This window comes from Streptomyces sp. NPDC038280 (genome assembly GCF_055600045.1).
This window is the reverse complement of the sequence record NZ_JBVJYZ010000001.1, coordinates 729849-751985: the sequence shown is the minus strand read 5'-3', so window position 1 is coordinate 751985 and position 22137 is coordinate 729849. Positions and strand designations below refer to the sequence as shown.

Here is a 22137-nt window from a genome sequence, read left to right as displayed (position 1 = left end):
GAAACAGCGAGGTGACTGTTCCCCGCCTTTCGTTCGAATCTACAAGACGACGATGGTCACCAGCCAACTCCTTCATGGTTTCGGTGACTGCACCGGCGCGGTCGGGGCTTGTGTACTAGGCCACACACCGCGTTAACAGCACATGAACATGAACATGAAGTCGAGGGCCGGCCGTCCCCCCGGGCCCAGTGAACGACCCCGAACCACGTAGAAGAGAGCCACTCATGGACTTCCTTCGCCCCGCCAGCTGGGAGGAGGCGCTCGCCGCCAAGGCCGAGCACCCCACGGCTGTGCCCATTGCGGGTGGCACCGATGTCATGGTCGAGATCAATTTCGACCACCGGCGGCCGGAGTACTTGCTCGACCTGAACCGCATCGCGCTGCTGCGCGAGTGGGAGGTGGGCGAAGAGAACGTCCGTCTGGGCGCCTCCGTTCCCTACACGCAGATCATGGAAGAACTGCGCACCGAACTGCCCGGCCTGGCGCTCGCCTCGCACACCGTGGCCTCCCCGCAGATCCGCAACCGCGGCGGCGTGGGCGGCAACCTCGGCACCGCCTCCCCGGCCGGTGACGCCCACCCCGCCCTGCTGGCGGCCGGCGCCGAGGTCGAGGTCGAGTCGGTCCGCGGCAGCCGGTTCATCCCCATCGACGAGTTCTACACGGGCGTGAAGCGCAACGCGCTGCAGCCCGACGAGCTCATCAAGACCGTCCACATCAAGAAGGCGGACGGCCCGCAGCAGTACTCCAAGGTCGGCACCCGCAACGCGATGGTCATCGCGGTGTGCGCCTTCGGCCTGGCTCTGCACCCCGAGACCCGTACGGTCCGCACCGGCATCGGTTCGGCCGCGCCGACCCCGATCCGCGCCAAGGAGGCCGAGGCCTTCCTGAACGCGGCTCTGGAAGAGGGCGGGTTCTGGGACAGCGGCAAGATCATCACCCCGTCGATCGCCAAGCAGTTCGCGGACCTGTGCTCGGCCGCGAGCAACCCGATCGACGATGTCCGAGGCACCGCCAAGTACCGCCGTCACGCCGTGGGCATCATGGCCCGCCGCCAGCTCGGCTGGACCTGGGAGCAGTACCGCGGCGCCGGCCGCTCGCTTGAGGGAGCTGCATAACCATGCGCGTCAATTTCACGGTCAACGGCCGCAAGCAGGAAGCCGACGACGTCTGGGAGGGCGAGTCCCTTCTGTACGTGCTGCGTGAGCGTATGGGGCTCCCCGGCTCCAAGAACGCATGCGAGCAGGGCGAGTGCGGCTCCTGTACGGTCCGCCTCGACGGCGTGCCGGTGTGTTCCTGCCTGGTCGCCGCCGGGCAGGTCGAGGGCCGCGAGGTCGTCACCGTCGAGGGTCTGGCGGACTACGCCCAGCAGCGCGCGGAAGCCCATCCGAGTGGTGGCTGCGCCGGCGGTGCCTGCGGCACCAGCCTGGACGAGGCCAAGCAGTGGCAGGCCAAGCCCAGCGACTCCCAGACCGGCGAGGGCACCACGCTCTCCCCGATCCAGCAGGCGTTCATCGACGCCGGCGCCGTGCAGTGCGGTTTCTGCACCCCGGGTCTGCTGATCGCTGCCGACGAGCTCCTGGAGCGTCAGAGCGACCCGTCCGACCAGGACATCCGTGAGGCCCTGTCCGGCAACCTCTGCCGCTGCACGGGCTACGAGAAGATCCTCGACGCGGTCCGCCTGGCGGCCGCCCGTCAGGGAGAGGCGGTCTGACATGGCCCAGCACACACGCACCGCTCCGGCCGGTACGCCCACCAACGTCACCCAGAAGCACAACCAGGGCGGCATCGGCGAGTCCACGCTCCGCCCCGACGGCACCCTCAAGGTCACCGGTGAGTTCGCGTACTCCTCGGACATGTGGCACGAGGACATGCTCTGGGGCCAGACGCTCCGCTCCACCGTCGCCCACGCCGAGATCGTCTCCATCGACGTCTCCGAGGCGCTGGCGATGTCCGGTGTCTACGCCGTCCTGACGTACGACGACCTGCCGGCCGAGATGAAGAACTACGGCCTGGAGATCCAGGACACCCCCGTTCTCGCCAACGGCCGGGTACGTCACCACGGTGAGCCGGTGGCCCTGATCGCCGCAGACCACCCGGAGACCGCCCGTCGCGCGGCCGCCAAGATCAAGATCGACTACAAGGAGCTGCCGCTCGTCACCGACGAGGCCTCCGCCCTCGCCGAGGACGCTCCGCTGATCCACCCGGGCCGTGACGACCACCACTCCGGTCACGTCCCGCACCCGAACATCGTGCACCGCCAGCCGATCATCCGCGGCAACGCGGACGAGGCCGCCAAGCGCGCCGACGTGATCGTCAGCGGCGAGTACGTCTTCGGTATGCAGGACCAGGCGTTCCTCGGCCCCGAGTCCGGCCTCGCCGTGCCCGCCGAGGACGGCGGTGTCGACCTGTACGTCGCCACCCAGTGGCTGCACTCGGACCTCAAGCAGATCGCCCCCGTCCTCGGCCTGCCCGAGGAGAAGGTGCGCATGACGCTCTCCGGCGTCGGCGGTGCCTTCGGTGGCCGCGAGGACATCTCGATGCAGATCCACGCCAGCCTTCTGGCGCTGCGCACCGGCAAGCCGGTCAAGATCGTCTACAACCGGTTCGAGTCCTTCTTCGGCCATGTGCACCGTCACCCGGCGAAGCTCTGGTACGAGCACGGCGCCACCAAGGACGGCAAGATCACGCACATGAAGTGCCGGATCGTGCTCGACGGCGGCGCCTACGCCTCGGCCTCCCCGGCCGTCGTCGGCAACGCGTCCTCCCTCTCGGTGGGCCCGTACGTCATCGACGACGTCGACATCGAGGCGGTCGCGCTCTACACGAACAACCCGCCCTGTGGCGCGATGCGCGGCTTCGGCGCGGTCCAGGCCTGCTTCGCCTACGAGGCCCAGATGGACAAGCTCGCGGCCAAGCTGGGTATGGACCCGGTGGAGTTCCGCCAGCTCAACGCCATGGAGCAGGGCACGATCATGCCGACCGGCCAGGTCGTGGACTCGCCGGCCCCGGTCGCCGAGCTGCTGCGCCGGGTCAAGGCCCGCCCGATGCCGCCGGAGCGCCAGTGGGAGAGCGCCGGTGAGAGCGCGGACGTCCGCGCGCTGCCGGGTGGTCTCTCCAACACCACGCACGGCGAGGGCGTCGTCCGCGGCGTCGGCTACGCCGTCGGCATCAAGAACGTCGGCTTCTCCGAGGGCTTCGACGACTACTCCACCGCACGGGTGCGCCTCGAGGTCATCAACGGCGAGCCCGTCGCGATGGTCCACACGGCCATGGCCGAGGTCGGCCAGGGCGGTGTCACCGTGCACGCCCAGATCGCCCGCACGGAACTGGGCGTCACCCAGGTGACCATCCACCCGGCCGACACCCAGGTCGGCTCCGCCGGCTCGACGTCCGCCTCCCGGCAGACGTACATGACCGGTGGCGCGGTGAAGAACACCTGCGAGGCCGTGCGCGAGAAGGTCCTGGAGATCGGCCGTCGCAAGATGGGCTCCTACCACCCCGCGTGGGCCACCGCCGAGCTGCTGCTCGAGGGCGGCAAGGTCGTCACCGACGGCGGCGAGGTCCTCGCGGACCTGGCGGACGTCCTGGAGGACGAGTCGGTCGACCTGGAGCTGGAGTTCCGGCACCGCCCGACGCAGGCCTTCGACCTGGTCACCGGTCAGGGCGACGGTCACGTCCAGTACACCTTCGCCGCGCACCGCGCGGTGGTGGAGGTGGACACCGAGCTCGGCCTGGTCAAGGTCATCGAGCTCGCCACCGCCCAGGACGTCGGCAAGGCGCTCAACATGCTCTCCGTCGTCGGCCAGATCCAGGGTGGTACCACCCAGGGCCTGGGCGTGGCGGTCATGGAGGAGATCATCGTCGACCCGAAGACCGCGAAGGTGCGCAACCCCTCCTTCACGGACTACCTGATCCCCACGATCCTCGACACGCCGACCATCCCGGTCGACGTGCTGGAGCTCGCCGACCCGAACGCGCCGTACGGCCTTCGCGGTCTCGGCGAGGCGCCGACCCTCTCGTCCACCCCGGCCGTCCTCGCGGCGATCCGGGCGGCGACCGGGCTGGAGCTCAACAAGACGCCGGTCCGCCCCGAGGCGCTCACCGGCACCCTCTAGCCCCCGGCGAAAGCCGAGCGAGAGGAAACCCAGATCTCTCCGGACGGTGCGTGCCTCCCAGGAACGTCACAAGTCCACAGCCCGCACCGTCCGGAGAACTCAGGACTGACCCGCTCCCCGCGGGCAGCGCCCCCCGGCAGTACCCACGCAGTACCCAGCACCACCTGAAGTACCCGATTCACCCTGATTGACCCCGTTCGTCTCGGGCCGTCCCCCGGGTCGTGCAGCCCACGCACCATCCCAAATCCCGCATCTTTCCCAGTCTTGCGCGGGTGCCCCTTTGAACCTTGGGAGTAGGCCCCATGACCCAGTCGTCAGTGGAGCCGAAGACCACCGCGGAAGACGCGGGCTCCGGCTCGAACGTCCCCGCCGGAAGGTCTTGGCTCGACCGGTACTTTCACATATCCGAAAGAGGATCCACGGTCGCGGTAGAGGTCCGCGGCGGCGTCACCACCTTCATGGCGATGGCGTACATCCTCCTGCTCAACCCGCTGATCCTCAACGGCAAGGACGTTGCGGGCAACGTCCTCGGCCAGCCCGGCCTCATCACCGCGACCGCCTTCGCGGCCGCCGCGACCACCCTGCTCATGGGCTTTGTGGGCAAGGTCCCGCTGGCCCTCGCGGCCGGTCTGAGCGTCTCCGGCGTGCTCGCCTCGCAGGTCGTTCCCCAGATGACCTGGCCGCAGGCCATGGGCATGTGCGTGATGTACGGCGTGGTGATCTGCCTCCTGGTGGTCACCGGTCTGCGTGAGCTGATCATGAACGCGATCCCGCTCCCGCTGAAGCACGGCATCACGATCGGTATCGGTCTCTTCATCGCCCTCATCGGCCTCTACAAGGCCGGCTTCGTGGGCAAGGGCTCCCAGTTCGGGCCGCCCGTCACCCTCGGCACCGGCGGCGAACTCGCCGGCTGGCCCGTCCTGATCTTCTGCCTCACCCTGCTGCTGATCTTCGCGCTGCAGGCCCGCAACATTCCCGGCGCCATCCTCATCGGCATCGTCGCCGGCACGATCGTCGCCGTGGTCGTCCACAACGTGGCCGGCCTCGACGCCAAGGCGTGGAACATGTCGCCGCCGGAGCTGAACGGCAGCGCGGTCTCGACCCCCGACTTCTCGCTCTTCGGACAGGTCGAGTTCGGCGGCTGGGGTGACGTCGGCGCCATCACCGTCGGCTTCATCGTCTTCACCCTGGTCCTGGCGGGCTTCTTCGACGCCATGGCGACCATCATCGGCGTCGGCACCGAGGCCAACCTCGCCGACGACAAGGGCCGCATGCCGGGCCTGTCCAAGGCCCTGTTCATCGACGGCGCCGGCGGCGCCATCGGTGGTGTCGCGGGTGGCTCCGGCCAGACCGTGTTCGTCGAGTCCGCGACCGGCGTCGGTGAGGGTGCCCGTACCGGCCTCGCCTCCGCCGTGACCGGTGTGCTCTTCGCGGCCTGTCTCTTCTTCACCCCGCTCACCGCGATCGTGCCCCCGCAGGTCGCGTCCGCCGCCCTGGTCGTCATCGGCGCGATGATGATGCAGAACGCCAAGCACGTGGACTGGAGCGACCGCTCCATCGCCATCCCGGTCTTCCTGACGGTCGTGCTGATGCCGTTCACGTACAGCATCACCCCCGGCGTGGCTGCCGGTGTCATCGCCTTCGTCGTGATCAAGGTGGCGCAGGGCAAGGCCCGCGAGGTCGGTGCCTTCATGTGGGGTCTGACCGCGATCTTCGTGGTCTTCTTCGCGCTCAACCCCATCGAGCACTGGCTGGGCGTCGGCTGACGCCAGGCCCTCCACACATCCGCAGAACCCTCAAGGAGGCCGAGATGCTGGACATCGCCGAAGAGCTGCATCGGTGGGTCGAGCAGGGACGTGACTTCGCTGTCGCCACCGTGGTGGCCGTCGGCGGGAGCGCGCCCAGGCAACCCGGTGCCGCGCTCGCCGTCGACAGTGACGGCACGGCGATCGGATCGGTCTCCGGCGGATGTGTGGAGGGCGCGGTCTACGACCTGTGTCAGCAGGCGCTGGAGGACGGCGAAACCGTCCTCGAGCGCTTCGGCTACAGCGACGAGGACGCCTTCGCGGTCGGTCTGACCTGCGGCGGCATCATCGACATCCTCGTCACTCCGGTACGTGCGGACGCCCCCTCAAGGGACGTGTTCGCCGCCGCGCTGTCCGCCGCCGCCGGAGGGGAGGCGGCGGCGGTCGCGCGGATCACCGAAGGCCCCGCGGATCTGAAGGGCCGCGCGCTGCTGGTCCGGACGGACGGCTCGTACGAGGGCAGCCTCGGCGGCCACCCCGAGCTGGACCGCACGGCCGCCGGCGAGGCCGGCGCCCTGCTGGACGCCGGCCGCACCGGGACCGTCGTGATCGGCGAGGACGGCTCGCGCTGCGGACAGCCGCTGACGCTCCTCGTCGAGTCGAGCGTCCCGCCGCCCCGCATGATCGTCTTCGGTGCCATCGACTTCGCCTCGGCGCTGGTCCGGGTGGGCAAGTTCCTCGGGTACCACGTGACCGTGTGCGACGCCCGGCCCGTGTTCGCCACCGCCCCGCGGTTCCCGGACGCCGACGAGATCGTCGTCGAGTGGCCGCACACCTACCTGGAGCGCACGCAGGTGGACGGCCGTACCGTCCTGTGCGTCCTGACCCATGACGCCAAGTTCGACGTTCCGCTGCTCGAACTGGCCCTCAAGCTTCCCGTCGCCTACGTCGGCGCGATGGGTTCGCGCCGCACTCACGAGGACCGCAACAAGCGGCTGCGTGAGATCGGCGTCACCGAGCTGGAACTGGCCCGGCTGCGCTCGCCGATAGGGCTCGACCTCGGCGCCCGGACGCCGGAGGAGACGGCTCTGTCGATCGGCGCGGAGATCGTCGCCAACCGGCGCGGCGGCAGTGGAGTGTCACTGACCGGCGCGCACACCCCGATCCACCATGACGGCGGACAGGAACCGGCCGGCCGGATAGGGTCCGTGGCCTGACCAGCCCGCGGGCGTACTGAGCCCCCACGGCTCCGCCCGCCCCTTCCGTACCGGCACGCTGTCCGCCCGGCCCGGCCCCCGCACGTCAGTGCCGGTGGCCGGGCCTTTGGTCTTCGGGCATCCGGCTGATCCGTACCAGCCGTTCGAAGTCGACCGCCACACCGCGCAGCAGCAGGTCCACCAGCTGTCCCGCCTCGCCCGGAGCGACCGGTGCGTCGCCGAACAGCGCCCGCTGGTACACGGTCGAGGCGAGCAGGTCCACCAGCAGGTCCGGGTCCGCGTCGGCCACCAGATCGCCCCGCTCGACGGCCCGCCGCACCGCGATCGCCGCCGCGTCACGGCTCGGGCGGACGAGAACGCCGATCAGCCGCCGGCGCAGCTCCGGGTCGCGCGCGCAGTCCGCGATCAGGGGCGCGAGGACGCCGGACGGCAGGCGCGTGTGCAGCGTCTCCGCGAGCAGCCGCACGCTCTCCATCAGATCGCAGCGGGTGCAGCCGTTGTCCGGCACCGGCGGGGTGACGAGGACCTGGACCAGTGCGTCGATGACCAGGTTCTGCCGCACCGGCCAGCGTCGCCGGATGGACGCCTTGGTCGTGCTCGCCCTGGCCGCCACCTTCTCCAGCGCGAGCCCGGCGTACCCGTGTTCGCGCAGCAGGCCGAGGGTGGCCGACAGTACCGCGGCGTCGATGGCCGGGTCCCGGGGCCGGCCGGCAGCGCCCGGTGTCACCGCTCCGCCACCACGTCCTGCGGGTACCAGCGCAGCTCCACGGTGTTGCCGTCCGGGTCCTGTACGTAGACCGACTGGGCCGAGCCCCGGGCGCCGAACCGGGAGACCGGGCCCTCCAGCACGGTGAGCGTGCCGGAGTCGATGACCTCCTGCCAGTCCAGCGGGTCGACGACCAGACAGATGTGGTCGACGTTCGACTCGCCGCGGGGACGGGAGAAGAGGTCGATGATGGTGTGCGCGTTGATCCGCACCGACGGGAACGGCGCCTTGCCCGCGCGCCACTCCTCCACCCGTACCGGCTCCAGGCCGAGCGGACCGCAGTAGAAGTCCAGCGCCTTCTCGACATCCCGCACATTGAGGACCAGATGATCGAAGTCCTTGACCCGCATGGGCATCCTCCGTGTTGTGTGACTGTGCCGTGTGCCTTGTCGTGTGGCCCGGTCTGGTGAGTAGGCCGTGCCGATGAGTTCGAATACGACTCGGTCCGGATCGTAACAGCGGAACACGTCACGCGGGCGGGTCTTTCTCGAGGTGACGTAACGTCAAGAAGTGTGCAGGAGACGGCATTCGGCGAACGACCCGCTTCCGCGCCCCCGAGGCCGCGCCCCGATGCCCTCGCGCAGGTCTCCCGCTCCCTCGGGGGCTGCCGGATGGCCGAGACCGCCCGGTAGTCACTGTGGCCGACACCGCACTCCTGCGCGCCAACTTCCGTTCTCCTAAGATCGGTTGGTTCACTCGGCGTACGCCGATCACGTCGCCCCCCCCACAGGCAGGAGCACCCATGGGCCAGCAGCCCGTCGCCCTCGACCCCGCAGGTACCGACCTCCACGCGGAGGCGGACCGCCTCCGCGCCCACGGCTCCGCCGCCCTCGTCGAACTGCCCGGCGGCATTTCGGCCTGGGCGCCCACCGGCCACACCGTGCTCAGGCAACTCCTCGCCGACGACCGGGTGTCCAAGGACCCCAACCTCCACTGGCCCGCCTGGATCGAGGGCAAGTACCGGGAGTGCTGGGTCAACACCTGGGTCGGCGTGACCAACATGTTCACCTCGTACGGCCCCAACCACCGCCGGCTGCGCAAACTGGTCTCCCCGGCCTTCACCAAACGCCGCACCGACGCGCTCGCCCCGCGGATCGAGGAGATCGCGGCCACCCTCCTCGACCGGATGGCCGCCGCCCCCGACGGCCGGGCCGAGCTGCGTTCCGCCTATGCCCACCCCCTGCCCATGCAGGTCATCTGCGAGCTCTTCGGCCTCCCGGAGGACCGCCGGGCCGACACCGCCCGCCTCGTCGAGGAGATCTTCGACACCACGGCCACTCCCGACCAGGCCCTCGCCACCCTGCAGGAGATCCACGGGCTGCTCGCCGGGCTCGTCGCCCTCAAGCGGGAGCAGCCCGGCGAGGACATGACCAGCGCCCTGATCGCCGCGCGCGACGAGGAGGGGTCCAGCCTCACCGAGACCGAACTCATCGACACCCTGCTCCTGGTGATCGGAGCGGGCCACGAGACCACCGTCAACCTCATCGGCAACGCCGTTCATGCCCTTCTCTCCCACCCCGACCAGCTCGCGCGGGTCCTGGCGGGCGAGGTCCCCTGGAACGAGGTCATCGAGGAGACCCTGCGCTGGGCGCCCTCGGTCGCCAACCTGCCGCTTCGCTACGCCGTCGAGGACATCGAACTGCCCGACGGCATCACGATCCCGCGCGGCGACGCGATCCTCGCCGCGTACGCCGCGACCGGACGTGACCCGGGCCGTCACGGCGAGACCGCGGGCGCCTTCGACATCACCCGCGTCGACAAGGAGCACCTCGCCTTCGGCCACGGCGTCCACTTCTGCATCGGCGCGCCGTTGGCCCGTCTCGAGGCGGCGATCGCCCTGCCCGCGCTCTTCGCCCGCTTCCCGCGGCTGGCGCTGGACACGGAGCGGGGTCCGGCGGCCCCCATCGAGTCGTTCATCGCGAACGGCTGGGCCGTCCTGCCCGTCACGCTCATCTGACGGCACGGCGCCGCTCGTACCATCTGCCGGTCCGGTTCAGCTCAGAAGCGTGAGCAGGGTGCGCGCAGGCCGCCGCCTCCGTCGGGTGCGTGGCGATCGGCTCGTGCGCGCCCCCGGGGTTTCTGAGGGGCCGCGCGAAATCCCCTTGCTCAATGGTCAAGAATCGTTGACCATTGCTCGCATGCCTACCGATGATCTTCCCGAGACGTTTCACGTCACCACGGACGAGCAGCTGCGCGCCGTCTCCAATCTCACGCGTCACCGGATCATGGCCGTGCTCCGCTTCGAGCCGGCGACGATTACGCAGATCGCCGAGCGGGTGGGCCTTGCGAAGGGGAGTTCCAGCTATCACGTGCGGCTGCTGGAGCGGGCCGGCCTGGTGAAGGTGGTACGGACGCGGAAGGTGCGGGGTGTCACCGAGCGGTACTACGCGATGGCCGCGCGGGCGATCGTGCTGCCGGATCCGGGCGAGGGAGGGCCGGATGTGCTGATGCGGCATGCGGTGGCGGACCTGGAGGCGTCGCCGGTGGATGGCGAGCGGCACGTACGGATGGCGCATCTGCGGCTCACCGAGGAGCAGTTCGCGCAGCTGGGGGCGCGGCTGGAGGCACTGGCGGACGAGTACCGGGAGCTGTCCGATCCGTCGCTGCCGGACGCGTCACTCGTCTTCGCACTGTTCCACCCGGCACCGCGCGAGCAGGCCGAGGGGGGTGCCAAGTGACCTCAGGCGTTCGGAAGTTGCCCACCGGGTTCGGACGGCTGTGGACCGCTCAGACGGTGTCCTCGCTCGGTGACGGGGTGTCGCATGCCGCGCTGCCGCTGCTCGCGTTGACGTTGACGCGGGATCCGATGGCGCTCGCCGTCGTCACGGCCGCCGGGACGCTGCCGTGGCTGCTCTTCGGGGTGCTCGGCGGTGCGCTGGTGGACCGCTGGGACCGTCGGCGCACGATGTGGGTCGTGGACGCGGCGCGTGCGGTGCTGCTCGCGATACCGGCGGCAGCGGCCGCGCTCGACGGCTTGAGCATTCCGCTGCTCGCGGCCGTCGCCTTCCTGCTCGGCCTCGGTGGACTCTTCTTCGACACGGCCGCCACGGCCTATCTGCCGGATCTGCTCGGCCGCGACCCCGCACTCCTGGAGCGAGCCAACTCTCGCTTGCGCGGAGCCCAGACCGCCATGTCCGGCTTCGCGGGGCCGCCTGCGGGCAGTGCGCTGCTCGCGCTCGGGCGGGCGGTTCCGCTGCTCGCCGACGCGGTGTCGTTCATGCTCTCCGCACTGCTCGTACGGTCGCTTCCCGCCATGCCCCGGCCCGTGCCGGAGATCCGCCAGTCGCTGCTTCGGCAGGCGCGGGCCGGGGCCTCGTACGTCTTCCGGGACCGGTTGCTGCTCGGGCTCGCGCTCCGCCCGGCGGTCGGGAACATCGCCTTCCTCGCCGTGGAGACCGTACTCGCCCTCTTCGCGCACGACCGCCTCGGCATCGACACCTACGGCTTCGGCCTGCTCCTCACGGCGGAGGCCACCGGCGGTCTGCTCGGGTCAGGCATCGCCTCCTCCCTTGGTCGACGACTCGGCACCGGCACCGCACTGACCTGCACGGCCGCAGTCGAAGGGTTTGCCATCCTGGGCCTTGCCGCTGCCCCGAACCCGTACGCGGCCGGGCTGGCGCTCGCCGTCTGCGGGGCCGGCATGGGCGCCACGATGGTGCTCGGGCCCTCCCTCCGGCAGGCGATCGTCCCGGCCCACCTCATGGGCCGGGTCGCCTCCACCTCCCGCATGCTGGCCATGTGCGCCGCCCCCATCGGGGCTTTCCTCGGCGGCTGGCTGGCCACCACCTACGACATCCGTACCCCGCTCTACGCCGCCGCCGTCCTCCTCCTGGCGATGACGGCCGTCACGGCATCCATGACCAGCAACCGCCGGGTCGAAGCGGCGCTGCGTGCCGCTGCCCCGGCCGGCGGTCCGGATCACCCGGCATCCAAGGATCCCGCCCAGGGGAGTGCACCCGACGTGTTGTGACGCCTGCCGCGAAGGCGTCACAACAGGTCGGGTGCCAGGCCCTCGCGGGGCGCGACGAGTGGCCGGGCCGGTCGGGTGTGCCGGCCGTCGGTCCTCGTCGCCCCCGGCGGCGTCCGGGTACCGGGTGTTCCACAGGGCCACGGCGTTGAGAATCGGGCCGAGAGCGGCGAGCCGGTCTTCCTGCCCGTCGCGGTACGCCTGGCGGATCCGCCGCGGCCGCCGTGGCAGATCGCGCGGGCGAGGCGGGTGAGTTGCCGGTTCATCAGGCGCCGGTTCGTGGACTCCCTCGGTCCAGTAGTGGCCCTCGGGCATCCCACGCAGTGCCCGGGCCAGGGCGTTCCGGTCCGCCGGGTCAGACGGTGACCGGTCGCAGGTAGCCGTGCTCGAGAAGCCACTTGACGCTCAGTCGCTGCCCTTCGCCCGGGTCGAGGAAGGCCGGGTCGAGCTTGATCTGCCGCCCGCCGCCGGGCTGCTCGAACCAAGGGGCGATGCCGCCCTCCCAGACGACGAACGTCCTGCTCACCTCGTAGACGTGGTAGTCGCAGGCGAAGGCCCTGTCGCGCGTGTTCAGGTTCTGCGGCGGCAGGGCGCGCGCGGCGTACGGGTCGCCGGCGGGCGCCAGATAGGAGCCGTACTCGGAGCCGAACCGGTCCAGCCGCTCGCCCGGGACGAGCTGCTCGGGCTCCTTGTCGACCCCGCCGTTGACCTCGGCGAAGCCGTCGTTCGGCGGGTACTTCCAGCTGCCGCTGTCGGCCGGGCCCTCCCAGTACTTCTTCAGGAAGTCCTGTGCCGAGAGGGATCCGGTGCGCGCGTAGCCGTTCAGCAGCGGCCCCACCGGCGACTGCCACTTCTTCGGAAGCCACTTCGGGCCGAGCCGTTTGTCGCCCTGGAACTCGCCGGTGCACGGCTCCGGCGGCGCGGGCCGTGGGGCGGCGTTGTCCGTGACGGCCGGAGCGGCGGGGCCGGCCGCGGCGGCCTGCGCCGCCGGGGCGGTCACCAGGGCGGCGGTGACGCCGAGAGCGGCGAGTACGGCACGGATCCTCAGGTCGGTACGACTGCGCTCCACGCGGAGATCTCCCTGTGCGGTGATGGTCCGTCAAGTCGACGCACAGAGTAGTCGATCATGCGCGGATCGTGAGGGGAGCGGCCTCCGCCAGTGGGTGGGTGGACCCGGCGTCCGCCACCGCCTGACCGCCGGTCAGACTGGGGCGACTGAGGTCACGCGCGACACGTGGCCCGACGCACGAGAAGGAGGGGGCTTCCTTGAGCACGCGTCACGCGCCCGGGACCGCGGGGGACACGGATGGCCGGGGCGAGCTCGTTCGGGCGGTCACGGCCGGGCTGATCGCCGCGTTCGTCGGCTTCTCCAGCTCCTTCGCGGTGGTCCTCGAAGGGCTGGCGAAGGTCGGGGCGACACGCGTCCAGGCGGCCTCCGGGCTGATGGCGCTCTGCGTCGCGATGGGCGCCTGCGCCGTCTTCCTGAGCCTGCGCACCCGGATGCCGATCAGCATCGCCTGGTCCACGCCCGGCGCCGCCCTGCTCGCGGGCTCCGCGGCGACCGACGGAGGATTCCCGGCGGCCGTCGGGGCGTTCCTCGTCACCGGCGCGCTGATCGTGGTCACCGGGCTCTGGCAGCCGCTGGGGCGCTGGGTCTCGGCGATCCCCAAGCCCCTGGCCAACGCCATGCTGGCGGGCATCCTCCTGCCGCTCTGTCTCGCCCCGGCCAAGGCGGTGCGGGAGGAGCCGGTGCTGGGACTGGCCGTCGTGGTCACCTGGGCGCTGGTCGCGGCCTTCAGGAAGCTGTACGCGGTTCCGGCCGCGGTGGTCGTGGCCGCCGTACTGATCGCCACCACGACCCATGTCTCCGCCGCGGAGCTCGGCCCGCTGTGGTCCGGACCGGTGCTGGTCCGGCCGGAGTTCTCGGCGGCCGCCATGATCGGTATCGCCCTGCCGCTCTACGTCGTCACCATGGCGTCGCAGAACATCCCCGGCATCGCGGTCCTCAACGTCAACGGTTACGAGCCCCGGCCGGGGCCACTGTTCAGCTGGTCCGGGGGCTTCAGCCTCCTCTCCGCTCCCTTCGGCGGGCACGCCGTGAACCTGGCGGCGATCACCGCGGCGCTGTGCGCCGACGAGGGGGCGGGTCCCGACCCCCGCAAGCGGTACCGTGCGGCGGCCGTCTCCGGCGTGGCGTACATCCTGCTCGGCCTGGGGGCCGGGGCCGCCGTGGCGTTCGTGAGCGCCTCGCCGCCGACCCTGATCCAGGCGGTGGCGGGCCTGGCGCTCCTCGGCGCCCTCGGCAGCTCACTGATTGGGGCGGTGGCCGAGCCGGAGGACCGTGAGGCGGCGGTCGTCACGCTGGTGGTGACGGTGTCGGGAGTGCAGTTCGCCGGGATCAGCGGCGCCTTCTGGGGGCTGCTGGCCGGCGGTGGTGTGTACGCGCTGCGGCACTGGCGACCGAGGAAGCCCGGAGGGCGGGACCGGCCCGGGGGCGTGTCCGGGGACCCGTCGTCCTCACGCCCGGTCACGGTGCGAGGACGACGGAGGGGTGACGCCCGCAGCGGGGTCAGCTCGTGACGGTGATCTGCTGACTCGCGTCGGTCGTGTCCGTGATCTGATACGCGGCCGTGAACGTCGCCGTCTGGTTCCCCGTCGGGCAGAAGAACCCGCCTGTCACGGTGGCCGGAACGGGGGCGTTGGCAACGGCCAGGGTGGACGGCGTCCCGTTGGTCCAGGTGCCGTTGACCGCGGTGGGGCCGGTGGGGGAGGCGGTGATCGTGCAGCTCGCCAGCCCGCTGGTCTTGAGCACGACCCCGCCCTTGGGCATGGTCAGACCGGCCGTGATCGGCGCCCCGTGCTGCGCCGAGAGGCTCCAGGCCCCGTTGGCGGAGTTGCTCGTCACGGTGACGCCGACCCCGAGCAGGTTGGTCGTGCACCCACTGAACGTCGGCGGGTTGATGTTCGACGTGACCGGTCCGGCGGCGTTGTGGTTGCCGGGTGCGGCGGGCACCCGGTTGTCGGCGTTCGTGGTCGTGGGAACGGACGCCGAGACGGTGCAGGTCATGGTCGTCGACCCGGCGGTGAACGTGGCCTTCCCGGTGAGCTTGGCGGCGAAGGAGTGCCCGGCGGGCGCGACGGTCGTCGAAGCGGCGGCCGTGTCAAGGGCGTTGGCGACGCTCGTGGAGCCGAGCGTGAGGGCGGTCACGGCGGCGAGGCCTGCCGCCGACGCGAGTAAGGAGCGCGTGCCGGAGCTGCGGATTGCCATGGGGGATCTCCTCGGAACGAACCGGATTCGATGTGTGGGGGTGCGAGGAGGTGCAAAGTGACTTGAGAGTAGGACTGGCGAGTAATGGTGTCCAGGTGCGCTTTGCGCCACGCATGTGACGGATCATCAGGTGGCCATCGCCGGGCGCTGGACGCGGCGGCGCACCTTCTTCCGGACCTCCGTGAGGGAGCCGTCCGAGTGACACGTCGGCGCCGCCCGAGCCCCCGCACGCGACATGGACGGCGCCGAGGGGCAGCCTGGCCCAAATATCTCCCAGGGAAAGGAACCCTGATGCTTGAGCGTGCGCGCGGCAAGAAGCAGACCGAGGTCACCTTCGTCATTCCGGCGGACCGGCCCGTGGGAGAGGTCAGCGTCGTCGGCGACTTCAACGACTGGCAGCCCGGCAGCCACCCCATGACCCCGCGCGAGGACGGGACCCGCGCCGTCACCGTCACCCTGCCGGGCGAGCAGCAGTACGGCTTCCGCTACCTCGCGGCCGGGGACTACTGGTTCGACGACGAGCAGGCCGACGGGCACGACGGCCGCAACGGCATCCTGCACACCTGACCCCCCGGGCCCCGCCGCGCCCCGGCCCCACCTCATCACGCTCCCGGCCCGTCTCCTCCCGCCACCACGCTTCGCGCGCGGTAGCGGGAGTGGGCTGTCGGTGTGAGCCTGGAAGCATGAGCTGGGCATCGTGGACGACGGCCGGTGTGTACGCCGGGCGGGGCGGGGTGCGGACCGACGAGGCGGGCGTGCTCACGGGTGATCTCACCGTGCACACCACCTGGTCGGACGGGGAGGTACAGGTCGCTGTGCAGTTCAGCGGCGCGTCGGACTGGTTCACGATGTCGGGCAGCCCCACGCCGTGCCCGTCCGAGCAGGAGAGCCGGTCCCTGCATGACGCCATCGTCGAGGCGGTGCGCAGAGGCGGCGGCGCCACGGTCCCGCCGTACCAGCCCTCCCCGCCCAGACCCTCCCGCCGGTCTCAGCCGCCCCAGCCGACTCAGTAGCGCCCCACCAGCAGCGCCGTGCCCGCGTACAGCGTCGCCGCGCTCATCAGCGCCGCGACGCTCAGGCACAGCAGGCGCCGCCGCAGGGCCTCGTAGCGGGCGGTGTACTGGCCGCGCAGCTCGCCGCACCGTTCGCCGATCGCGCGCAGGCTCTCCTTCGACCGGGCGACCCGGTCCTGCGCGTAGAGGCGGACCACTTCCTCGTGCTGGGCGGTGGTGAGCCACGGCATGCGCCGGGCGAAGGCCTCCGCCTCCGCGTGGGCTTTCCCCAGCTCCGCCTGGTAGAGCAGGTAGCCCTCGATGCGGTTGATGCCGGCCGCGACCTCCCGGCCCAGCGGAGAGGGCGCGGTCATCGGTCGTTGTCCTCGTCGCCCGACAGCGGGGAGGCCATGCCCTTGCCCGGCTCGATGACGTCTCGTCGGCCCTCGTTCTCCACCCGCACCAGCGCGGTGATCTCGGGGTGGTGGAGGTCGAACGCCGGCGACTCGGAGCGGATCCTGGGCAACGTGACGAAGTTGTGCCGGGGCGGCGGGCAGGAAGTCGCCCACTCCAGCGAGCGCCCGTATCCCCACGGATCGTCGACGTCGATGCGCTTTCCGTACTTCGCGGTCTTCCACACGTTGTAGAGGAAGGGCAGGGTCGACAGACCCAGGAGGAAGGCGCCGAACGACGAGGTCGTGTTCAGGACCGTGAAACCGTCGGCGTGCAGGTAGTCGGCGTACCGGCGGGGCATTCCTGCCGCACCCAGCCAGTGCTGGACGAGAAACGTCGTGTGAAATCCGATGAAGAGCGTCCAGAAATGAATCTTTCCAAGCGTCTCGTCGAGCATCGTCCCGGTCATTTTCGGCCACCAGAAATGGAAGCCCGCGAACATGGCGAAGACGATCGTCCCGAAGAGTACGTAATGGAAATGGGCCACGACGAAATACGTGTCGGTGACATGGAAGTCCATGGGCGGCGACGCGAGGATGACGCCGGTCAGGCCGCCGAAGAGAAAGGTGACGAGGAACCCGATGGCCCACAGCATCGGGGTCTCGAACGTGATCGACCCTTTCCACATGGTGCCGATCCAGTTGAAGAACTTCACCCCGGTCGGCACGGCGATGAGGAAACTCAGGAACGAGAAGAAGGGGAGGAGTACCGCGCCGGTGGCGAACATGTGGTGCGCCCATACGGTCGCCGAGAGGCCGGTGATGGCGATCGTGGCCCCGATCAGCCCGATGTATCCGAAGAGCGGCTTGCGGGAGAACACCGGAAGGATCTCGGTGACCACGCCGAAGAAGGGCAGCGCCAGAATGTAGACCTCGGGATGCCCGAAGAACCAGAAGAGGTGTTGCCACAAGAGCGCGCCACCGTTCTGGGCATCGAACACATGGGCGCCGAACTGCCGGTCCGCCTCCAGTACCAGCAGCGCGGCCGCGAGCACGGGGAAGGCAAGCAGGACAAGGACCGAGGTCAGCAGTACGTTCCAGGTGAAGATCGGCATCCGGAACATCGTCATGCCCGGCGCGCGCATGCAGATGATGGTCGTGATGAAGTTGACCGATCCCAGAATCGTGCCGAACCCGGAGAGCGCCAGCCCCATGACCCACAGGTCGGCGCCCACGAACGGGGTGCGTACCCCGCTGTTGAGCGGGGCATAGGCGGTCCAGCCGAAGTCGGCGGCTCCCTGGGGGGTGAAAAGACCGCCGACGACGATCAGGCCGCCGAAGAGGAACAGCCAGTACGAGAACATGTTCAGCCGCGGGAAGGCGACATCGGGCGAGCCGATCTGCAGCGGCATGATCGCATTGGCGAAACCGACGAAGGTCGGGGTCGCGAAGAGCAGCAGCATGATCGTGCCGTGCAGCGTGAACGCCTGGTTGTACTGCTCGGTCGATACCAGTTGCAGCCCGGGCCGTGCCAGCTCCGCCCGGATGATCAGCGCGAGCAGCCCGGCGAACAGAAAGAACGCGAACGAGGTCGCGAGATAAAGGTGCCCGATCTTCTTGTGGTCCGTCGTGGTCAGCCAGGAAATCACCACGCTTCCCAAGCCGCGGCCTGCTACCGGTACGGGGGCGACGGGTTCGGTCGATGTGGCCATACGAATCCTCAGGACGCGCTGCACGGGCAGGACGGGCGCCGGGGCACCCGAATTGCTGGGGCACCAAACACTAAGGCGCACCACGCCACGCCGTGCGGAGAGCCACGGCGTTTCTCTGCGGACGTCTTCTACCGGGCGACAGGCGGAAAGCTAATGCACCTGCCGGATGATCGGGAAGTACGAACAAATGGCCCGGCAGGCCGGTGGCCACAGCCAGTCGCGCTTCCTGAAAATGCGTGGAGGCTGACGCGGAGACCCCCCATGAGCGCGATCGTGGAGGGGAAAGGGTCATCGCCCCCAGTCGGCTCGTCGCCGTCCGCGGGGCGTTCGCGGACGTGGTCCGGCGGGTCGGGTCCACGCCTGGGCGACGTCGATGCGCCAAGGAGGCGCCGCAGCCTGATCCCGCATCACCCGACCCAGAGCTCCCTACAATTGGTCATGTGCCTGACAGCAGTAGCACCGCACCACTCCCACGAACGGCAGCACACCCCGAGGGGGGGCGATCAGAGCATGACCACGCCTGAGAGCACGGGATACGACTACGACGTCGTCATCAGCGGAGCCAGCCTCGCCGGCAGCGCCGCAGCGATCTTGCTCGCTCGACGCGGTGTCCGCGTCGCACTGCTGGAACGCCGCTCGGACCCCGAAACGTACAAGGCGCTTTGCACCCACTCCATCCAGGCCGGCGCCTACCCGGTGCTGGACGAACTCGGCCTCGTCCCCGCTCTCGAGAAGGCGGGAGCGGTCCGCAACGAGGCCCGCTGGTACACCCGTTGGGGATGGATCGAGCCGAGGGCCGCGCCGGCGGGCCCCGAGCTGCCGTACGCGTACAACATTCGGCGCAGCACCCTCGATCCGCTCATCAGGTCACGTGCGGCAGAGACCCCTGGTGTCGATCTGCTCCTCGGTCACCATGTGAACGGTCTGGTCCGCGAGGCCGGGCGAACCGTGGGGGTGCGCGCGTCGACACCACAGGGTGAGCGCGAGATCCGGGCGCGCCTGGTGGTCGGCGCCGATGGCAAGGACTCGGCGGTGGCGAAACTCGCCGGGGTGCCTGCCCGGCGGTACGAGAACGCGCGGTTCGGCTATCTCGCGCACTTCCGCAACCTTCCGCTGCACGGCGGGATCGGCCACACCTGGTTCCTCGAGCCCGACATGGCGTACGCGTTTCCGAACGACGACGGGGTGACGGTCCTCGCGGTGCTCCCGGACAAGAAGCGGCTGCCGGCCTTCCGCGAAGACCTGGAGGGCAGCTTCTTCGCATTCGTCCGCGCCCTGCCCGAGGCACCGCCCATCGACTCCGCCGAGCGCATCACGCAGATCACCGGCACGGTCAACTACCCGCTCCACAGCCGCAAGCCGACCGCACCGGGCGTCGCGCTCATCGGCGACGCCGCCCTGACCGGCGATCCCCTGTGGGGCGTGGGATGCGGGTGGGCCCTGCAGTCCGCGCAATGGTTGGCAGAGGCGGTCGCCCCGGCCGCGACCGGCCGGGGCGACCTCGACAGGTCGCTCGTGGCGTACGCGCGCAGACACCGGCGCCGGCTGGGCGGTCACCAGTACCTGGCCGCCGACTTCGCCAAGGGCCGTCCGTTCAACCCCGTGGAGCGGCTGATGTTCTCGGCGGCAGCGCGCGACGAGTCGGTGGCGCGGCACATGCATCTGTTCGCATCCCGCCTGATCGGGCCGCTGCGCTTTCTGAACCCCGTGGCGCTGGCCAAGGCTTCGGCCGTCAACGTCAGGCATCGCCGGGCGAGTGCGCCACCCGCACGTTGAGCTGCGCCGCTGTGCGGTGCGGCCGCACTCCGGTGAGGCCGCCGACGGCGTGGAGGCCGTCGAGCGGGCACGGCGGCCGCGGCCGGACGTGGCCATCGCCGCCATCGGACTTGTCCTGCACCGGTCGACACAACAGCCTGTGACCCCAGTGGGGCGTCGGACCGCCCAGCGCCCCTGCATTGGCTGACCCACATGCCTGTGCCGGTGAAGCCGTAGTGGACCCCAGACGTCCTCGGCGGAGTCGGCGCCAGGGGCGGGGTGCCAGAAGAGCCCGCGGGCGGGACCAGCCGCGCCCGGTACGGCAGCAGGGCCAGGACCGCGCGTCGCGGTCCTGGCCCTGCCCCGTGCGGTGCCGCCCTGCGGCGGCGGTGCGTCAGCTCTGTACGGTGTCGTCGCCCGCCTGCCCGGCGCCCTGAGCTGCGGCTGCCTTCTCGCGCATCTTGCGCACCAGCTCCGCCTTCTTGTCGGCGGCGCCTTGGCGGTCGAGGTTGCGGTGCGGCCCGTGGTTCTGCCGTTCGGCGCGGGACAGCTTCTTGCGCTGGCCGCCGCCCTGGCCCACGGGGTTGTTGATGTTCTTGCTGTCGGTCACGGGTTCTCCCGGTGATGTGTGAAGTGATCTACGGATTCAGCGGTGGGGGACGGGCGCGGCGACGTCGAAGGACGTCAGCAGGGGCCCGTCACGCTCTCACTCGTAAATCGGCGTCTGGAAGAACATGACAAAGACGTTACCCGGTCCCGGCGGCCCCGCACGCCAAGCTTTTCGCCTCCCCGGCGTCGGCCGGGCCTCCCGCGAGCGCCGGGCGGCGGCCATGGACAGGCCTCGGATCTGCCAGTCGTTGCGGACCATGTACGGGATCTTGAGACCATGAGGAGCCCATGGCAGGCTCATGCCGCATGATCGATGAATTCGCGAAAGACAACCTGCACGGGAGACTGCGGCGGGACCGCAAGGCGCTGCTCTGGAAACTCGACGGCTTGTCCGAGTACGACGCCCGCCGACCTTTGACAGCGACCGGGACCAACCTCCTCGGCCTCGTCAAACACGTGGCCACCGTCGAGGCCAGGTACTTCGGCGAGGTCTTCGACCGCCCTTCGCCGGAACCGCTGCCCCAGTGGCAGGACTCCAACGGCAGCGATCTGTGGGCGACCGAGGACGAGACCCGCGATCAGATCATCGGGTTCTACCGGCGCACGTGGGAACACTCGGACACGACGATCAACGAGCTTCCCCTCGACGCCCCCGGCCACGTGCCGTGGTGGCCGGAGCCCTATGCCGACACCAACCTGTTCGCCATCATGGTCCATGTCCTCGGCGAGTCCATCCGGCATGCCGGGCACGCCGATATCCTGCGCGAGAGCCTCGACGGCCGGACCGGGTTGCGCGCCGAACTCGAGAAGCAGGTCGACGAGGAAGCCCGTGCAGCCTACTGCGCGAAGATCGAGCAGGCCGCCAGGTCGGCCGCACCCATCAAGGCTTAGAGGTGCTGTCTACAGCCAGTCGCGCTTCTTGAAGATGACATAGAGGCTCACGCAGACCACTGCCATCAGCAGGATCGCGAAGGGGTAGCCACCCGCCCACTTCAGTTCCGGCATGTTGTCGAAGTTCATGCCATAAATAGTCCCCACGAGTGTGGGAGCAAAGAGAATGGCCGCCCACGACGAGATCTTCTTGAAGTTGTCCACCTGGTGGCGCTGACCTGCGTCGATGGAGGTTTACACGTCCCTGACCTGCGTGGATGAGTATTTCAGCGTCTTTCAGGGTTGTGCTGCATTACGCGGTCGATTCTCCCCACGCGCTCCCTAGCGCCGTCGATACTCCCCAGATTCTCCCCAGGAAGAGCCGCTGCGGCGGGGTGTGGTGGCACGGACGTTTGCCCCTGGAGGGGCGGCGTAGGACACGCTGAGTGACTTCCCCGCGCGGCAAGCCTGGCGCCGAGCGGACAAGCACGCCTCGACGTACCGCTGGAGCTCGGCATACAGGTTGATGACAAGCCGCTGCGTGTCCGCACCACGCTGCACCTTGACGAGGATGATCTTCTGCTCGCTGACTGTGAGGTTCTGGGAGGCGACGGGAGGGTGCCGTTGCGGGCGGTCTCCCACGCTTCACCGGTCGGTGGCGCGGACGGGTCGTGCGCCCGGAACTTCGGCGCGTTCACGTACCGGCCGGAGTGCTTGTTCTCCCACATC

General features: G+C 70.0%; 20 protein-coding genes and 1 pseudogene. 13 read left to right on the top strand and 8 right to left on the bottom strand.

From position 1 onward, the window contains the following. The first annotated feature begins 224 nt into the window (after nt 1–224). The 5 genes from ACZ7J0_RS03450 to ACZ7J0_RS03430 all read left to right on the top strand — a co-directional run bounded on the left by ACZ7J0_RS03450 (nt 225) and on the right by ACZ7J0_RS03430 (nt 7077). Nucleotides 225–1115 carry an FAD binding domain-containing protein gene (locus ACZ7J0_RS03450; protein ID WP_470883537.1) on the top strand — a complete coding sequence of 297 codons (891 nt, stop codon included), beginning with the start codon at nt 225–227 and terminating at the stop codon, nt 1113–1115. Nucleotides 1116–1117: 2 nt separating this feature from the next. Further along, nucleotides 1118–1711 carry a (2Fe-2S)-binding protein gene (locus tag ACZ7J0_RS03445; protein WP_470883536.1) on the top strand — a complete coding sequence of 198 codons (594 nt, stop codon included), beginning with the start codon at nt 1118–1120 and terminating at the stop codon, nt 1709–1711. 1 nt (nt 1712) lies between these two features. Further along, entirely contained in the window at nt 1713–4115 is a 2403-nt protein-coding gene (gene pucD / locus ACZ7J0_RS03440; protein WP_470883534.1) for a xanthine dehydrogenase subunit D, read from the top strand. Nucleotides 4116–4417: 302 nt separating this feature from the next. Then, nucleotides 4418–5881 carry an NCS2 family permease gene (locus tag ACZ7J0_RS03435; protein ID WP_470883532.1) on the top strand — a complete coding sequence of 488 codons (1464 nt, stop codon included), beginning with the start codon at nt 4418–4420 and terminating at the stop codon, nt 5879–5881. A gap of 44 nt (nt 5882–5925) precedes the next feature. Continuing rightward, nucleotides 5926–7077, top strand: a complete 1152-nt coding sequence (locus tag ACZ7J0_RS03430; protein ID WP_470883530.1) for an XdhC family protein — start codon at nt 5926–5928, stop codon at nt 7075–7077. Nucleotides 7078–7162: 85 nt separating this feature from the next. Here ACZ7J0_RS03430 and ACZ7J0_RS03425 read toward each other — a convergent pair whose 3' ends face one another. After that, on the bottom strand, nt 7163–7804 hold the full coding sequence (locus ACZ7J0_RS03425) for a TetR-like C-terminal domain-containing protein (protein ID WP_470883528.1): 642 nt from the start codon (nt 7802–7804) through the stop codon (nt 7163–7165). Next, nucleotides 7801–8193: a VOC family protein gene (locus ACZ7J0_RS03420; protein ID WP_470883526.1), complete on the bottom strand. Its 393-nt coding sequence runs from the start codon at nt 8191–8193 to the stop codon at nt 7801–7803. Before ACZ7J0_RS03420 ends, ACZ7J0_RS03425 begins: the two co-directional genes overlap by 4 nt. A gap of 392 nt (nt 8194–8585) precedes the next feature. Here ACZ7J0_RS03420 and ACZ7J0_RS03415 point away from each other — a divergent pair, with 392 nt between their 5' ends. The 3 genes from ACZ7J0_RS03415 to ACZ7J0_RS03405 all read left to right on the top strand — a co-directional run bounded on the left by ACZ7J0_RS03415 (nt 8586) and on the right by ACZ7J0_RS03405 (nt 11813). Then, entirely contained in the window at nt 8586–9800 is a 1215-nt protein-coding gene (locus tag ACZ7J0_RS03415; protein WP_470883524.1) for a cytochrome P450 family protein, read from the top strand. A gap of 181 nt (nt 9801–9981) precedes the next feature. After that, entirely contained in the window at nt 9982–10521 is a 540-nt protein-coding gene (locus ACZ7J0_RS03410; protein ID WP_470883522.1) for an ArsR/SmtB family transcription factor, read from the top strand. Then, on the top strand, nt 10518–11813 hold the full coding sequence (locus ACZ7J0_RS03405; protein WP_470883520.1) for an MFS transporter: 1296 nt from the start codon (nt 10518–10520) through the stop codon (nt 11811–11813). Before ACZ7J0_RS03410 ends, ACZ7J0_RS03405 begins: the two co-directional genes overlap by 4 nt. Nucleotides 11814–12165: 352 nt before the next feature. On the opposite strand, the gene ACZ7J0_RS03400 is transcribed toward ACZ7J0_RS03405, so the two are convergent. Next, on the bottom strand, nt 12166–12879 hold the full coding sequence (locus ACZ7J0_RS03400) for a TNT domain-containing protein (RefSeq protein ID WP_470883519.1): 714 nt from the start codon (nt 12877–12879) through the stop codon (nt 12166–12168). Nucleotides 12880–13076: 197 nt separating this feature from the next. Here ACZ7J0_RS03400 and ACZ7J0_RS03395 point away from each other — a divergent pair, with 197 nt between their 5' ends. Further along, nucleotides 13077–14390 carry a benzoate/H(+) symporter BenE family transporter gene (locus tag ACZ7J0_RS03395; RefSeq protein ID WP_470883517.1) on the top strand — a complete coding sequence of 438 codons (1314 nt, stop codon included), beginning with the start codon at nt 13077–13079 and terminating at the stop codon, nt 14388–14390. Here the strand turns inward: ACZ7J0_RS03395 and ACZ7J0_RS03390 are convergent. Further along, on the bottom strand, nt 14380–15078 hold the full coding sequence (locus ACZ7J0_RS03390) for a hypothetical protein (protein WP_470883515.1): 699 nt from the start codon (nt 15076–15078) through the stop codon (nt 14380–14382). The two genes, ACZ7J0_RS03395 and ACZ7J0_RS03390, sit on opposite strands and share 11 nt — an antisense overlap. Nucleotides 15079–15369: 291 nt before the next feature. Between ACZ7J0_RS03390 and ACZ7J0_RS03385 the strand changes: the two genes are divergently transcribed. Together ACZ7J0_RS03385 and ACZ7J0_RS03380 are read left to right on the top strand one after the other, a co-directional pair. Further along, nucleotides 15370–15645 carry an isoamylase early set domain-containing protein gene (locus ACZ7J0_RS03385; RefSeq protein ID WP_470883513.1) on the top strand — a complete coding sequence of 92 codons (276 nt, stop codon included), beginning with the start codon at nt 15370–15372 and terminating at the stop codon, nt 15643–15645. Nucleotides 15646–15761: 116 nt separating this feature from the next. Beyond that, nucleotides 15762–16091: a hypothetical protein gene (locus ACZ7J0_RS03380; protein WP_470883511.1), complete on the top strand. Its 330-nt coding sequence runs from the start codon at nt 15762–15764 to the stop codon at nt 16089–16091. Here the strand turns inward: ACZ7J0_RS03380 and ACZ7J0_RS03375 are convergent. Both ACZ7J0_RS03375 and ctaD read right to left on the bottom strand, forming a co-directional pair. Continuing rightward, nucleotides 16085–16444: a hypothetical protein gene (locus ACZ7J0_RS03375; protein ID WP_470883509.1), complete on the bottom strand. Its 360-nt coding sequence runs from the start codon at nt 16442–16444 to the stop codon at nt 16085–16087. The two genes, ACZ7J0_RS03380 and ACZ7J0_RS03375, sit on opposite strands and share 7 nt — an antisense overlap. After that, nucleotides 16441–18174, bottom strand: coding sequence for an aa3-type cytochrome oxidase subunit I (ctaD, locus tag ACZ7J0_RS03370; RefSeq protein WP_470883507.1), 1734 nt, complete (start codon nt 18172–18174; stop codon nt 16441–16443). The genes ACZ7J0_RS03375 and ctaD overlap by 4 nt, the downstream gene beginning before the upstream one ends. A gap of 510 nt (nt 18175–18684) precedes the next feature. Here ctaD and ACZ7J0_RS03365 point away from each other — a divergent pair. Beyond that, complete coding sequence (locus ACZ7J0_RS03365; protein ID WP_470883505.1) at nt 18685–19950, top strand: NAD(P)/FAD-dependent oxidoreductase; 1266 nt, start codon at nt 18685–18687, stop codon at nt 19948–19950. Nucleotides 19951–20323: 373 nt separating this feature from the next. Here ACZ7J0_RS03365 and ACZ7J0_RS03360 read toward each other — a convergent pair whose 3' ends face one another. Continuing rightward, nucleotides 20324–20539, bottom strand: a complete 216-nt coding sequence (locus ACZ7J0_RS03360) for a DUF6243 family protein (protein WP_470883503.1) — start codon at nt 20537–20539, stop codon at nt 20324–20326. A 305-nt stretch (nt 20540–20844) separates the two neighbouring features. On the opposite strand from ACZ7J0_RS03360, the gene ACZ7J0_RS03355 reads away from it, so the two are divergent. Then, the gene (locus tag ACZ7J0_RS03355) at nt 20845–21429 is read left to right on the top strand and encodes a DinB family protein (RefSeq protein WP_470883502.1); all 585 of its coding nucleotides are present in this window, start codon (nt 20845–20847) and stop codon (nt 21427–21429) included. Between the two features lie 9 nt (nt 21430–21438). Here the strand turns inward: ACZ7J0_RS03355 and ACZ7J0_RS03350 are convergent. Further along, a pseudogene (locus tag ACZ7J0_RS03350) lies at nt 21439–21636 on the bottom strand (CorA family divalent cation transporter); the annotation flags it as partial. Nucleotides 21637–22137 lie beyond the last annotated feature (501 nt).

Bases quoted from the DNA above. Each gene is read 5' to 3' on its own strand.
- ACZ7J0_RS03380 (WP_470883511.1), top strand. From the start codon at position 15,762: ATGAGCTGGGCATCGTGGACGACGGCCGGTGTGTACGCCGGGCGGGGC.
- ACZ7J0_RS03390 (WP_470883515.1), bottom strand. From the start codon at position 15,078: ATGGCAATCCGCAGCTCCGGCACGCGCTCCTTACTCGCGTCGGCGGCA.
- ACZ7J0_RS03355 (WP_470883502.1), top strand. From the start codon at position 20,845: ATGATCGATGAATTCGCGAAAGACAACCTGCACGGGAGACTGCGGCGG.
- ACZ7J0_RS03365 (WP_470883505.1), top strand. From the start codon at position 18,685: ATGACCACGCCTGAGAGCACGGGATACGACTACGACGTCGTCATCAGC.
- ACZ7J0_RS03445 (WP_470883536.1), top strand. From the start codon at position 1,118: ATGCGCGTCAATTTCACGGTCAACGGCCGCAAGCAGGAAGCCGACGAC.
- ACZ7J0_RS03375 (WP_470883509.1), bottom strand. From the start codon at position 16,444: ATGACCGCGCCCTCTCCGCTGGGCCGGGAGGTCGCGGCCGGCATCAAC.
- ctaD (WP_470883507.1), bottom strand. From the start codon at position 18,174: ATGGCCACATCGACCGAACCCGTCGCCCCCGTACCGGTAGCAGGCCGC.
- ACZ7J0_RS03420 (WP_470883526.1), bottom strand. From the start codon at position 8,193: ATGCGGGTCAAGGACTTCGATCATCTGGTCCTCAATGTGCGGGATGTC.
- ACZ7J0_RS03435 (WP_470883532.1), top strand. From the start codon at position 4,418: ATGACCCAGTCGTCAGTGGAGCCGAAGACCACCGCGGAAGACGCGGGC.
- ACZ7J0_RS03410 (WP_470883522.1), top strand. From the start codon at position 9,982: ATGCCTACCGATGATCTTCCCGAGACGTTTCACGTCACCACGGACGAG.
- ACZ7J0_RS03415 (WP_470883524.1), top strand. From the start codon at position 8,586: ATGGGCCAGCAGCCCGTCGCCCTCGACCCCGCAGGTACCGACCTCCAC.
- pucD (WP_470883534.1), top strand. From the start codon at position 1,713: ATGGCCCAGCACACACGCACCGCTCCGGCCGGTACGCCCACCAACGTC.
- ACZ7J0_RS03430 (WP_470883530.1), top strand. From the start codon at position 5,926: ATGCTGGACATCGCCGAAGAGCTGCATCGGTGGGTCGAGCAGGGACGT.
- ACZ7J0_RS03385 (WP_470883513.1), top strand. From the start codon at position 15,370: ATGCTTGAGCGTGCGCGCGGCAAGAAGCAGACCGAGGTCACCTTCGTC.
- ACZ7J0_RS03450 (WP_470883537.1), top strand. From the start codon at position 225: ATGGACTTCCTTCGCCCCGCCAGCTGGGAGGAGGCGCTCGCCGCCAAG.